The organism is Acinetobacter sp. WCHAc060033, assembly GCF_004209125.1.
Classification (GTDB): domain Bacteria; phylum Pseudomonadota; class Gammaproteobacteria; order Pseudomonadales; family Moraxellaceae; genus Acinetobacter; species Acinetobacter wuhouensis.
Genome location: NZ_SGSW01000023.1, coordinates 21,254 through 35,416 on the forward strand (window position 1 = coordinate 21,254; position 14,163 = coordinate 35,416).

Below are 14,163 nucleotides of genomic sequence, written 5' to 3' on the forward strand. Positions count from 1 at the left end.
TCTTAACGCTCCAGCATTTCATTGGGCAAAACAAATTCTAAAGTAATTGCGTGTGCAGTCACTGTACGGGTACATTTCGGTTTATCCAGCCCTTTACATTGACTGTGATGATCAAATAAATTTCCTGTAATCGTCACCAAGCTCCGATCATAAGGACACTGTACCGCAACTGTTTTACCCACTCTTTTTTCAGTACTCGCTTTAAATCTAACTCTTTCCCATGCTTTAATTTTGGTTATAAATGAACTATGGCTTGGAATAATTTGTGCACTATTAATTTTTTTAGATATCCAAAGATGTGACATTTGTGCTCCATCACTTGCAGTTTTACCCAATGCATTTTTAGTTTTTTTCTCTTTGGAAGACTTTACATAGACATCCAAGCCCATGCTTAAAGCATCCATTGCTGCTTTCGGAGTCATGATTTTTCGATGACTGGCTAAATTCGTCGCTTTACTATCTGTAATTCGGTACTTATGCCCAATACTATTGCTATACCAAGCATGGTCAATACCATCATGCCCAGTATCATGATATTCATACAGCACACCATTATTATTAATTTTGGTACGGCTCTTTTTCCGCTTCACAAAGTAATAATCCGTGATGTGTTCACCACCCGAACCTAATTCCTTATTACTGCGCTTTTTAGATTGTCTTTTAGTTGAGGTATTCGTCGTTCCAGTATTGGCTGTATTACCACGTGTATTTTTAAAAACTTGACCATTCTGCTGTGTACGAGGAGCAGACGTAGAATTAGGTTTCTTTGAACCACCTGGCGTATGGATGGGCGCCTTCGCTGTGGTATTAGGATAAGGGGTTGCCAAAGCTTTTTTATGGGCTAATTGCAGGTCTTTCATCACCATTTCAATTTGCCTGTTCGCAACTGTTTTCATTTTTCTCAGTTGCACTACAAGTGTCTTTAATCGGGCTTGTCCCAAGACCGCTCTAGTCATCCAGCTATCAAAAACATTAATGAGTCGATCTATTATTTTATTAGTGGTGGTCTGCAACTGTTTGGTATAAGCGTTCCAATTTAAGTTCCTAAACCATTTTTCAACATTGCCACGCATGGTTTTACTTGGAATTGCATCTAATATTGCCCCCATAGATTTACCAGAACGCAATTGCTTAAATACGATTTTAAGTCCATCTCCTGCAACAGGAACAAATGCAATTAAATTAAAGACTAAATCAAACCAGTTGTCTTTGTTATTCGGGTTTTCTGAAATTTTGACAATTGAAACAATGACATTACTGACATCCACCCCTTGCCCCACAAAAGGGATACAGCCTATCACAACTGCTACAATCATTTGTGCAGGGCTTGATCCACTCCCGTCTAATACACCTTTTATCCAGTCGGCTGCCGATTGCTCGCCTTTTTTAGTGACTCTAATGGTTTTAGCTGGTGACTTTGCAACTGCTGTACTCATAAATCACCCCCAAAACCAAAATGTGGCGTTGCTTGTTCATTCAATGGGATTTCTTCTGCATGATCAGCAATAGCATCATCTGAATTATTTTGTTGTTCTAAAGCTTTTTCCTCATAATCATTGATATGGTCGTCATACTCTACACCTTGCCCATCTATCATGGCCTGTATTTCATCAGGGAAATATTCATCTAATAAGTGGTCAAGTTCTTGTTTGTTATATTGTTCGATCAATTGTTCTGCTTCCGCAATACTCATTACTTGTCTATCTTTAAATGTATTGTCCTGTTTGGGCTGATCAGGTTTAGCCTCCATATTGCTAAAACCGTAATATACCTTTGGCTGGATTTTATCAGCAGGAATCTGGACTTTGGCATAACCACGACTATCCAGAAGGCCTTCTTGCGTCGTACCATCCTGAAATATAAGTTTATAAGGGGCTTGAGCGACTGGCTTTAAATCCTCATACATGTATTTGAGTGCTAGCTCTTTAGCAGGCATATTCAACTGAGGTAAAGCAGGTAAAGTACTGGAAGCACTTTCTCCCCCCATAAATACATGCTGCCCAGCCTTTACTTCAAACTTTCCACCCGTTTTGGGGAAAATTCCAGAATTATTCAGTGCAATCTGCGATGAACCACCTGTAATCAATACTTCTTTTGGGCTACTGATTTCAATGCGATCATCCGTCGAAGAAATTGTTATGCCCAGCTTGGCAAATACATCTAAAGCATCTGACTGTGCCTGAATCTCGACTTTACTCTGCGCTGCAATAGCTTTAATGCCACCTTGAGCAGCAAATAAACTGAGTTTGTTTTGCGCGTGTGCAATCAAATTCTTTTGCGTACTCAAGTTGATGCTATCGCCTGCAAACTGGTTAATTTGTCCATCAGCCGAGACATGAATGTCTGCATTTGTGCTTAAACCAATCCCATCTGGCGAGTTTAAAAGTAATAGCGCCTTTTCAAATTTAGCAATCTGTTCTTGGATTTGATCTGCAAACTCTTTGAGTTGTTCAATCGATTCTATTTCATCGGTTTGCTGGTTTTTGGCAACTTCACTGAGTGCTTTGGCATTATTCTGGTTGCTTTCAAATTGTTGTTTAGCAACTTGTGCATCCAGATGTTCGCCCTGAGCCTGATCTTGTTTATAGGTGGAAAGAAGTAGTCCTTCTCCTGCTCTTAGCGCCCCCCATTGGTCAGTACGGAGTTCAAAGCCTTCTCCACGGTCTTCACTTTCTTCGGTGGCTTTGGGATGACTCAGTTTACCTAAGTTAAGTTGACTTGCCGCATGACTGCTTTGCAGCTGTGCACTAATTTGACCTGTAGTGTCATCAAATCGGAGCTGGTTAAAGCCCTCTCCCTGATATTCTTTAGATTTTATGCCTGCCAGTTTTTTGGTATCAGGCAGTTGTCCTGCATTATCAAATTTTGTAGGAGAACGCTGTGCTTCATGAAGACGTCCCACCACGAAAGGACGATCTATGTCTCCTTGAAAGAAGTCAATGACTACAATTTCCCCAATTCGTGGCAAGAAACGTGCCCCGTAGCCTTCACCTGCCCATGGGGTTAATACATCCACCCAAGCAGAGTCCGTATCGTTATCATTGCTGCCCGCGCCGCCATCATGCATATGGTCTTCATTTCTTGTGAATAAAAAGCGAACTTTGATGCGTCCCCATTCATCGACATGGATTTCTTCACCATTCGGTCCAACCACCTGAGCACGTTGCGGGTGGGCAGCAGGGCGATGCTGCTCGGGATGATAAGCGGGGACAGTTTTAATATGTCGACGTTGTAAGCTCAGCAGATTGCCTTGGCGCTGTTCACTTGCAATGCTGCTCAGTGTAGACGTGAATTGCCAATGACTTTGTTGGAGAAGTTGCTCTAGTTGTTGGTTTAAATCTTTCGGTAGGTTGTTTTGACTATAAAAGGTTTTTTCGGTAATGAGAAATTCTTTGTCTGCACCACTGTGTTGATTAATTTCTGGATGATCTTGCAGTTCAAACCAGTAACCCACATGAGCATCTCGCACCGTAGACTGTGCACAGAAATGCTTGGCTTGTGCATTGTAGTAGTCCGATAGCTACTGGTTAAATTGTTCTAGTTGTGGATTGCCCGATGCTGTTGCACCATCCTCCCCATTCAGGTCTTGCATCCATGCGGGTGAAAAATGCCATGCTTGCTCTAGCCCTAAACTTGCAACATCATATTGCTCGCTCTGCTGATGTTTGCTTTGCACGCTGCCTGCACCATCATCTTGGGTCAGTGCATCAGCTTGCCAGCGCTGAACATGCACTGCTGTGGGCTGTAACTGGCGTTGTGCCTGCCAATCGATAATGCTATCTACGGCTTGAACAGCACTGCTCTGATGAAAGCGGATAAAACGTCGCGGCAGGGCTTGGTAGTGCTGGTTATCGTCAATTAAGCGTAGCTTTTGTGCTTGAATCGGTTGGTGAGTTTGGGCAAGCAGGGTTTGTGCTTCATCAATCAACCAACTCATCCCTTCACTTCTCATTAGGCGCGTCAGAAAGTCATAATCACTTTCATTGCTTTGCATGATGAAAGGTCGAATGTCGTACTCTCGGCTCAGCCCTGCTAAATCAAGGCTCAGGCTTGCCGCAAACAGCGGACTTTTTTGTTGCCACTCTTGGAACAGTATGTTGACCACATCCACCACATTTTTATTCATAAACACACGACTGTTACGGCGTTGTTTCCATAATGTGGTCGGGTCTTCAAGTGTGAGGCGATATAAGGTCAGTGCACCATCACTTGCTCCAGCTTGAGCTTGGGTGATGATGCCTGTGATACGGCTCAATTGGCCTGTGTCAGTCACTTGGTCTATAGCGACCTGACAGCCAATAAACTGTTTTAGCGGAATAAATGCATGTGTCGACAAGCAAATTAAACTGGCGGTTAAGCCTTGATTTAAGCTATGCGTACCGTCTATTCGCTGTAAATAGACCTGCTGATTCAGCAACGCATTGGCAAACTGGATATGCAGTACACGTTTTTGTGTAGTGAATCCTAGCTGTTCTAAAGCAGCATAAATATGATTCAACATAATGTTTTTAATAAATATAAAGTGAATGTCGTAATTATAAAGTTTGCCGTATAGTATAAAAATTTAGCGTTTTTGACCAGCGCCAGGCTGAATTTTATGGCACTTTATGACATAAATTGCGTACGATTACAGGCTTTATTAAGAACCTAATTAGGTTATGTGGTTTGACTTGGACAGCCCCAGATTACTCTATACTTTGTATAAGACTTGAATGCCATCAATACCCTAGACAAATTTCATCCATCCTTTATACATAGGACAGAATCTTATGTGCGAACAACGACATACACTAAAATTTTAAGATAAAATTGTTCAATTGATTACTAAACGTAGATATTGTATCTCAGATGTCAAAGAACATTTAGGGGTATCACCTCATAACCTTTATGGTAATATATACTCTACGCAACACGTCTAATGAACACTAACTGCTCGAAGGAAAGAAATCATTATCTCGCAGCACACGATTTAAATAGTCGATTACTTCAACTCCCATCCTTTTCTATACAGTTTCTTGATCGAGAAAATCCGCCCACTGTTGCAACCACTTTGCACATTCATTTTCATATCCATGCAAATTATAAGTTCCTTCGATGCCCTTTTTAGAATGCCCAAGAACTGCTTCAGCGACATCGCTTGGACAACCCAATCGTGATAAACCTGTACGTACTGTCCTTCTCAAATCATGAGGATTCCAATCCTCCATTTCTTCAGGCCAAAGCTGCTCGTCTTTAAATGAATGTTTTTTGGCTCTAGTCTTTTCTTTTAATAACCACTTGGCTTCGGTAATTGTTTTCTGTGCAATCGGCTTTCCAGTACGATAAGAAGGAAAAACATACTCGCCACCGATTTCTTCAAGCTTTTTCAAATAGTCCACACATTGCCTTGACAATTGAACATATCGCTCACTACCATTCTTTGTAGCTCGTAAATGCCAAGTTGCTTTTTCTAAATTAAAATCTTTCCACTCTGCATTACAAATTTCACCGGTTCGGCAACCTGTCCAAAGTGTCATCAATAAAATACTTTTATGATGTTTCGAGAACCCAGACTTGGGAAGCCACTGTAAAACTGCTTTTAATTCGATCTCACTCAGCACACGCTGTCGCTTATTAGCAGTTAATTTAATTCTAGTTTGCTTCAAACTAGACTTTGCAAGTAAGCCAGGATTTGCAAAAGTATCTGGGAAGTAATCTAAGCCAATACAATATTCATAAGCAGCCGTTAGTTCGGATAACACTTTTCCTGCTTGAACTTGGGCTCCACGATCAATGATTCCCTTAATCAGACTCACTATATCTTTACGTGTGATTTCTACCGCAGCTTTTTCACCAATAGAACTGACCACATCAACATATAAGGTACGTCTAGCTTCAATTTGTCCCTTGATTGCTCTACTACCCTTAACTATTTTCTTTTTGTTACTCTGTTCATCAAAAATATGCTTATCTTCAATTACATTTTCTAAATATAAATCAACAACATTTTTGACAGACAGCACATCAGCCGCAACTACTTGTCGTATCTTTTCTTCAACTTTAGAGTTTTTTCGTTGCGTAATTGGACATACGCCCTGAGCACGCAATAATTTTAACTTTTGCAGCTCTACCCTAGCCTCAGCCAAAGATAGTGCTGGATAATGACCTAGAGTGATCGTTTTAAGCGAATTATCTATAGGGCTACGATATCTATATTTAAAACTTTTAACCCCTGTCTTACCACAGCCTACCCTCAAACCTGAATATTCACCCACATCAGTTTTATCTTTATCGCCTGCTTTCATTTTTTCTATTGCACGCGCAGATAAAGCAATTTTTTTAGTTTCAATCTTTTCCAACATTTCTTTTCTCTTTTGTACATTCAACTGAATTTGTTACCATATTCAACCTGAGTAGAATTGAACTATCCCACACCCCTTCAAAAATGATTATGCCTTAAAACAAGTTACACTAAAAGGTATACTTTTCTATTGGATTAGATAGGATTAATTCAGAATAAATAGGATCTGGTTGGACAGTCAGACTTGTTTTAAAATTTAATTAATTGTTTAAATTTAAGGATTTAGCATAGATGAACATGCAAGAAATCATAGCTGACATATCTTCCCACACTCCTATGATGCAGCAATATCTAAAAGTAAAAATGCAGCATCCACACTCGTTAATGTTTTATCGTATGGGTGATTTCTACGAACTTTTCTTTGACGATGCAAAAAAAGCAGCAAAACTTTTAGGCATCACCCTAACCCATCGCGGAAAAGCCAATGGCAATCCGATTCCAATGGCTGGTGTACCTTTTCATGCTGCCGAAGGCTATTTAGCACGCTTAGTTAAAAAAGGCGAAACAGTTGTTATTTGTGAGCAAATCGGAGAAGTTACAGGGAAAGGTCCTGTAGAGCGCGGTGTGGTGCGAATCATCACCCCAGGAACATTAACCGATGATGCTTTACTCACAGCAACACAAACGTCTAATCTTGTCGCGCTATGTTTCCAACAAAATCAAATCGGTATTGCGCTACTTGATTTAAGTGCGGGTATTTTTAAAGTACAACAACAAGAATTTAAGTCTGAACAGCTTGCGATTGAATTGGCACGTCTAATGCCAAGTGAAATTTTGGTCGACGAAGATATTGTCGATCCGAACATCATTGAACAAATCAAAAAGCAAATCGAATGCCCAATTACCAAACGCCCTAATGTTGATTTTAATTTAAATAATGCTCAAAAAACCTTGTGCGATCAGTTTGCTGTTTCCACCTTATCTGGCTTTGGCATTGACCATTTACCTTTAGCCAAAGCTGCCGCTGCCGCACTGATTCATTATGCCAAAGAAACTCAAAAAACAGCACTCCCCCATATTCGTTCGATCAAATTAGAACAAAGCTCTGACTTTATCGCACTTGATCCCGTGACACGTCGTAACTTGGAAATTATTGACCCACTATTTGAGCATGGCACTTCACTGTTTAGTTTAATTAATGATTGCCAAACTGCAATGGGCGGACGACTGCTTGCACGTACGTTGATGCAACCACTTCGTGATACGCAGATTTTAGATGCTCGTCTTGATGCCATTGATGCACTTCTTAAAGGCTATCACGAATCACCTGTACGTTTGGTTCTCAAAGAAATTGGTGATATTGAACGTGTACTCAGCCGTGTTGCCTTAGGTAGTGCTCGTCCTCGCGATTTAGTTCAACTTCGTCAAGCTTGTGCGCAGATTCCTTTTTTAAGACATGCATTACAGCCTATTTTAAGCAGCACTCAATCACAATTGATCACGCAATTGAATGAAGAGTTAGGTGACTTTAATGGTCTACATCAGCGCTTAATGTCTGCGATTGTTGAACATCCACCTGTTTTATTACGTGATGGCAATGTTATTGCCGAAGGCTTTGATGATGAATTGGATGAACTGCGTAAAATCCGTGATCATGCAGGACAATTCCTCATTGATTTAGAAATTAAAGAGCGTGAATCTACAGGAATTAATACTTTAAAAATCGGCTATAACCGTGTCAGTGGTTACTATATTGAATTGACACGTGCGCAAGCTGAGCAAGCACCTGATCATTATATTCGCCGTCAAACCTTGAAGAATGCGGAACGTTATATCACGCCTGAGCTGAAATCATTTGAAGATAAAGTGCTTTCAAGTGAGTCACGTGCGCTTGCTCGAGAAAAACTGCTCTTTGAAATGTTATTGGATGAGTTACGTGCGGATATTGCCAATTTACAAATGATGAGTGCATCTATTGCACATATTGATTTATTGGCAAATTTTTCCCATCAAGCACGTTTAAACAATTGGAATCGCCCTGAATATAGCCCTGAAATTGGCATTAAAATCAGTGCAGGACGTCACCCAGTTGTTGAATCATTGAGTAAAACACCTTATACCCCCAATGACACCTTACTTGATTTTAATCATCGTATGGCAATCATTACGGGACCAAACATGGGGGGAAAATCGACCTTCATGCGTCAAACTGCGTTAATCAGTTTACTCGCCTACTGTGGTAGCTTCGTCCCTGCCAAAGCAGCCAAATTAGGACCTATTGATCGTATCTTTACCCGTATTGGTTCTGCCGATGATTTATCTACAGGTAAATCAACCTTTATGGTGGAAATGACTGAAACCTCGCAGATTTTGCATCATGCGACTAATCAATCCTTGGTACTCATGGACGAAGTTGGTCGTGGTACCAGTACCTATGACGGCTTATCTCTCGCATGGGCATGCGTGCTTGATTTGACCAAACGTATTAAATGCTTATGTCTTTTTGCCACACACTATTTTGAATTGACTGAGCTTTCAAAAGAAGTTGCGATTGATAACTATCATGTCACAGCAAAAGAGTTGAATGGCAATTTGATTTTACTGCATAAAGTTCAACAAGGTCCTGCAAGCCAAAGTCATGGTTTGCAAGTGGCAAAACTTGCTGGTATTCCGGCAGGTGTGATTAAAGAAGCACAAAAGCGTTTGAAAATTTTAGAAAAACAACAGCAACAACAGTTACAAACTGTGGTTCAAAATGATTTATTTGCTGAAGTAGAAAATGCAATTACTCCATCCACTGAACCTGAAATATTTGAACACGTTATTGAAGTTGAGAAAATTGTCGAAGTAGTAAAACCATCACCTGCATTAGAAGCGTTACAGCAACTTGATGTTGATGATCTAACTCCTCGCCAAGCTTTAGAACAACTCTATCAATTAAAACAAATGCTCAAAAACGGTTAGACTAAATTTTCATAGCATTATGAGAATAAGTGCAAAGCCTCATACTTTTATGGGGCTTTCTTTTAATTTGATCATTAAACAAACAGTTTATTCACTTTTTATCAAAAATAGCAGTCCTATATATAACAAATATCAATAAAAGCAATTGTTAGTTGGGGGCTTTTTTGCCTAAAATACACCATTATTAATTAGAACCATATTTTTAGGTAGCTGACGCCATGACCTTTGTTGTCACTGAAAATTGTATCAAGTGTAAATATCAAGACTGCGTAGAAGTATGTCCAGTAGACTGTTTTTATGAAGGTCCTAACTTTCTTGTAATTAGCCCAGATGAATGTATCGACTGTGCTTTGTGTGAACCAGAATGTCCAGCAAATGCTATTTTCTCTGAAGATGAATTGCCTGAAGGACAAGAAGTATTTATTGAACTAAATGCTGAACTTGCGCAAAAATGGCCAAACATCACGCAAATCGGTGATCAGCCTGAAGACCGCGAAGAATGGAACGGTAAAACAGACAAATTACAATACTTAGAAAAATAAGTTTTTGTACAGGAAAGATCAGCTTAGGCTGATCTTTTTGCATTAATATCTAAAAAATGTACATTTATTTGCAAAATATCCATATTACCTCGCACGAACTAGACTAAAATAGTGTGTTACCCCCTTTAGCTAATATTGAGAATGAAATATATTTTGAAAGGTTTACTTGCTGTCGGCATGACCTGCATGGTTTTGGCTGGATGTACATCTACCCCTCAAAAGAGTCCAACAATTAGCACCCCGCATGGTCAACGTATTTATATTCCAGAAGAAAAAATTACGATTGAGCGTCCAATACCACAAAAAACGATGCCTAACTCCTATCGCCAATGGTTAATGGATGGTGAGAATCAATCACGCGCGCGTGCATACGAACGTTTTCTTGAACAAAATAATGCAGGTAACATTATTCCAAGTTTTGAGTTGTTTAGAACCGCTCGTGATTGGGATCGATGTGGTAAATCTGAATATATGATTCCGAGCCAAGAAGTTTGGCGTAATCAACTTCCAACATTAAAAGTATTTAAATATTTAATTGCATCTAAAGTTCTTACAGATTTTACAGTTACTTCGGTTTATCGTGATCTACCATTAAATCAATGTGCGGGTGGTGCTGGTTCATCACGCCATTTGTTTAATTCAGCGATTGATTTCCGTATTGGACCTGCCAATCCTCAACCTGAAGATTATGCTTATATTGAATATACCAAGTTCAAACTTTGTCAGTTCTGGTCGCAATATGGACAAAGCCTCAATATGGGACTTGGACTTTACTCATCTGGTCAAATTCATATCGATACGCAAGGTTACCGTACATGGGGACCTGACTTAACTCGTAATAGTTCGATGTGTCATTTTTAATCGGTATTTACAATTTTAAGTTTGGGATGAACCACTAAATTCCAAACTTAGTTTTATATTTTAATCATAAAAATGCCCGATCACTTGATCGGGCATTTTTATCTAAACCTAATGGTCTAAATCTTGCTTAATGAAATTAAACTCTCATTAATCAATTGCAGGCGTATAAGTACCATCCGCAATTGCATCTTTAATACGATCAGCTTCAGCAAGCACGAGTGCAAGCAAATTCTGTACGTTTTCCAAAGTTGCAACAGGACTTAAAGTGGTCATTTTCAATGATTGAACATTGCCGACTTTAGTTACACCAATATTCGCTTCACCACGGGCAAACAATTCATCTGCCACGTTTTGGTTCAACGTATCCAATAATTCAACAGGATAACCTTGCGGAATCACACGGAACAATACAGATGCAAACTGTGGATCAACCAACATTTCAAGACCATCGGTTGCATTGATATAGTCTGCAACTTCACGTGTCAGTTTCACACCATGATCAATCATAGAACCGTAAAGTTCTTCACCTAAGTTTTCAATCGTCATCCACAATTTCAACGCATCAAAACGACGAGTTGTTTGTAGTGATTTAGACACTAGGTTTGGTACACCATGCTCTTCATCATAAGCTGAGTTTAAATACTCAGCTTCGTAGTGCATGAAACGATAGTTCGCTTCATCTTTCAGCAAGAACGCACCACAAGAAATGCTTTGGAAATAGTGCTTATGGAAATCCAGCGTAATCGAATCTGACAATTCAATACCATCCAACATTGAACGGTAATCATTCGACAGAATCAGTGCCCCACCCCATGCCGCGTCGATATGCATCCAAGCGCCATATTTGGTAGTAATTTCACGGATTTTTTTCAATGGATCAATTGCACCTGCATCGGTTGTACCCGCAGTTGCAACTACGCATGCCACGATTTTGCCTTCAGCTTGAAGGTGTGCCATGGTTTTTTCCAGTGCATCGACGTCCATTTGTGCATTTTCATTCACAGGAACAGTTACGACAGATTGGAAACCCATGCCCATCATTGCCATGTTCTTTTGCACTGAGAAATGTGCATTTTCAGAACAAATCACTTTAACATTGCGCATTGCTTCATTTGGCACGCCATCACGCTGTACAGACCACGGATTACCGTTTTCGTCTTTCCAGTTCTTGGCAATACACCAATCACGCGCAAGGAGTACACCCATCAAGTTCGACTGTGTACCACCTGAAGTGAATACGCCTGCTTGACCTGCGCCATAACCGACTTTTTGACGAAGCCAATCAATCAGTTGAACTTCCATCAATGAACCCGCAGGGCTTTGATCCCATGAATCCATTGATTGGTTTGTTGCATTAATCAACACTTCAGCGATTTGACTTGTCACCATCGTTGGGCAATGCAAATGCGCTAAAGAATGTGGATGATGTACTTTTAAGCTTTTATTGAGGAAAAGCTCCACCATACGCTCAAGCGACTGATGTAAACCTAAACCTTCTTTTGATGGGTTAAAAGAAATCGCTTGGCGAAGTTCTTTAATGCTACCACCAGTATACATTTTATCGTTTTGCAACCATGCTGCGACTGCTTTAGTCGCCTCACCCATTGCTGACTCATAGTCAGCAATAGATTGAGCATCATTGCAGAGTAACGCTTTACGATGTTCTGCAAAATCTACCATGAATTACGCGCCTCGAACTGCAACAAGAGCTTCTGCAACTGCTTTCTTAAAGCGTGCAAGAGCTTCAACACATTCTTCTTGAGTGATGATCAATGGGCAAAGTAAACGAATCACAGTACCGCTACGACCGCCTTTTTCAAGCAATAATTTATTGTTGAAACAAGCCGTTTGAATTGCAGCAGCCAATTGTGAATCCGCAGGCAATGAACCCATGTGATCCGCTTGTTTGCGTTCATCGACAATCTCAATACCGATCATCAAACCACGACCACGAACATTACCGATACATGGGAATTCAACCGCTAATTTTTTCAATTCAGCTTGTAAGAAATCACCACGCTCTTGTGCATTTTGCGCAAGGTTTTGTTCTTTGATGGTTTTGATCGTTGCAAGACCTGTACCCATCGCAAGTTGGTTACCACGGAAAGTCCCCGTGTGACCCGCAGGTTGCCAAGCATCGAACTTACGTTTAATACCCAACACTGCAAGCGGTAAGCTACCACCAACTGCTTTAGACATCACTACAACATCAGGCTCGATTCCTGCGTGTTCAAAGGCAAACATTTTACCTGAACGGGCAAAACCTGCTTGAACTTCATCAAGAATAAGAACGATGTTATGACGTTCCGTCACTTCACGGATTTTTTGCAACCATTTTACAGGTGCAGTTACCACACCGCCTTCGCCTTGAATCGCTTCAAGAATCACAGCAGCAGGTTTTGTTACACCGCTTTCAACATCTTCAATGAAGTTTTCAAAGAAATAAGTCAAAGCATCAACACCAGCTTCACCGCCAACACCCAATGGGCAACGGTATTCATGCGGATATGGCATAAACTGTACGCCTGGCATTAAGCCATTTACCGCATTTTTAGCAGATAAGTTACCAGTCATCGCCAATGCACCATGGGTCATACCATGATAGCCACCAGAGAAACTGATCACTGTGCTACGACCTGTATAGGTCTTTGCCAATTTAATTGCTGCTTCTGTACCATCTGCACCAGATGGACCACAGAACTGTAAGCAATACTCTTCTTGACCACCCGGAAGCTGTTCAAGGAGTGCTTCAGTAAAAGCATCTTTTAAAGGCGTTGTTAAATCTAAAGTATGTAAAGGAAGTCCACTCGCCAGAGTGTCTTGAATACTTTTAATCACCGCAGGATGGTTATGGCCTAATGCCAATGTTCCTGCCCCAGCTAAACAATCGAGGTACTTTGTACCTTCAACATCGGTAACCCAACAACCATGTGCTTCCGCTATCGCTAACGGTAATTTACGTGGATAACTACGAACATTCGATTCCATCTGACTTTGGCGAGTCAAGTAGTATTCATTTGTGGAAGTAGTGGCAGCAGGATTTACAGAAGTAACGCTCATATCGAATTACCATCTCTGATATGGGTTGAAAGAAATAAGTCGGGTGACTTGCGGTCCTTTGACTCGGTGCTTTATAGAGTTTCTAGTTAGGGTGTTTTTTAATATGCCTAACTAGGAGCGCGATCATACAGTTTTTTACAAGAAAATAAATATCTTTTATGTACTTATCGTCTGTTAATTTATCGAAAAAAACGCTCATTGTCATCTATAGTAGAATTATCATCATACTATGTGACAATGCAAAGAAAACCCGACAATTAAATCTATTATTTTCAAATTTATACTTTTCATTTACAAAGACATGTCTTATTTTATATAAACAGCTGATTATCATTGTTTTAATGTAATTCTCACTGTTGCAAAGCTTGTCTAAAACTTTACAATTGCACCACAAATTCTGCCTTAGTTTTTCTCAAACTTTGCTTAGTATTTTAAATTGATTCTTTTTAAGCAATA

7 protein-coding genes and 1 pseudogene are annotated in these 14,163 nt (G+C 40.1%); 3 read left to right on the forward strand and 5 right to left on the reverse strand.

Translation table 11 applies throughout. The features are described from left to right. Positions 1-2: 2 nt before the first annotated feature. From EXE10_RS11690 to EXE10_RS11705, 3 genes and pseudogenes are all read right to left on the reverse strand, one after another. The gene (locus EXE10_RS11690; RefSeq protein WP_130113490.1) at positions 3-1,436 is read right to left on the reverse strand and encodes a hypothetical protein; all 1,434 of its coding nucleotides are present in this window, start codon (positions 1,434-1,436) and stop codon (positions 3-5) included. Beyond that, positions 1,433-4,501, reverse strand: a pseudogene (locus EXE10_RS11695) (type VI secretion system Vgr family protein). The gene EXE10_RS11690 and the pseudogene EXE10_RS11695 overlap by 4 nt, the downstream one beginning before the upstream one ends. A 502-nt stretch (positions 4,502-5,003) precedes the next feature. After that, positions 5,004-6,341 (reverse strand): tyrosine-type recombinase/integrase, encoded by a 1,338-nt coding sequence (locus EXE10_RS11705; RefSeq protein WP_130113491.1) that lies wholly within the window; start codon positions 6,339-6,341, stop codon positions 5,004-5,006. 230 nt (positions 6,342-6,571) lie between these two features. Here EXE10_RS11705 and mutS point away from each other — a divergent pair, with 230 nt between their 5' ends. The 3 genes from mutS (at position 6,572) to EXE10_RS11720 (ending at position 10,647) form a co-directional block, all read left to right on the forward strand. Further along, positions 6,572-9,244: a DNA mismatch repair protein MutS gene (gene mutS / locus EXE10_RS11710; RefSeq protein WP_130113492.1), complete on the forward strand. Its 2,673-nt coding sequence runs from the start codon at positions 6,572-6,574 to the stop codon at positions 9,242-9,244. A 218-nt stretch (positions 9,245-9,462) separates the two neighbouring features. Next, complete coding sequence (gene fdxA / locus EXE10_RS11715; protein WP_130113493.1) at positions 9,463-9,786, forward strand: ferredoxin FdxA; 324 nt, start codon at positions 9,463-9,465, stop codon at positions 9,784-9,786. 141 nt (positions 9,787-9,927) lie between these two features. Continuing rightward, entirely contained in the window at positions 9,928-10,647 is a 720-nt protein-coding gene (locus EXE10_RS11720) for a D-Ala-D-Ala carboxypeptidase family metallohydrolase (RefSeq protein WP_087553793.1), read from the forward strand. A 147-nt stretch (positions 10,648-10,794) separates the two neighbouring features. Here the strand turns inward: EXE10_RS11720 and EXE10_RS11725 are convergent, their stop codons facing one another. Next, a complete protein-coding gene (locus EXE10_RS11725) occupies positions 10,795-12,327 on the reverse strand; it encodes a pyridoxal phosphate-dependent decarboxylase family protein (protein WP_130113494.1) in 1,533 nt (510 codons plus the stop codon). A 3-nt stretch (positions 12,328-12,330) separates the two neighbouring features. Beyond that, complete coding sequence (locus tag EXE10_RS11730; RefSeq protein WP_068975338.1) at positions 12,331-13,707, reverse strand: diaminobutyrate--2-oxoglutarate transaminase; 1,377 nt, start codon at positions 13,705-13,707, stop codon at positions 12,331-12,333. Positions 13,708-14,163: the final 456 nt, after the last annotated feature.

Excerpts from the sequence above, each read along its gene's own strand:
- EXE10_RS11720 (WP_087553793.1), top strand. The coding sequence starts at position 9,928 with ATGAAATATATTTTGAAAGGTTTACTTGCTGTCGGCATGACCTGCATG.
- fdxA (WP_130113493.1), top strand. The coding sequence starts at position 9,463 with ATGACCTTTGTTGTCACTGAAAATTGTATCAAGTGTAAATATCAAGAC.
- EXE10_RS11730 (WP_068975338.1), bottom strand. The coding sequence starts at position 13,707 with ATGAGCGTTACTTCTGTAAATCCTGCTGCCACTACTTCCACAAATGAA.
- EXE10_RS11725 (WP_130113494.1), bottom strand. The coding sequence starts at position 12,327 with ATGGTAGATTTTGCAGAACATCGTAAAGCGTTACTCTGCAATGATGCT.
- mutS (WP_130113492.1), top strand. The coding sequence starts at position 6,572 with ATGAACATGCAAGAAATCATAGCTGACATATCTTCCCACACTCCTATG.
- EXE10_RS11705 (WP_130113491.1), bottom strand. The coding sequence starts at position 6,341 with ATGTTGGAAAAGATTGAAACTAAAAAAATTGCTTTATCTGCGCGTGCA.
- EXE10_RS11690 (WP_130113490.1), bottom strand. The coding sequence starts at position 1,436 with ATGAGTACAGCAGTTGCAAAGTCACCAGCTAAAACCATTAGAGTCACT.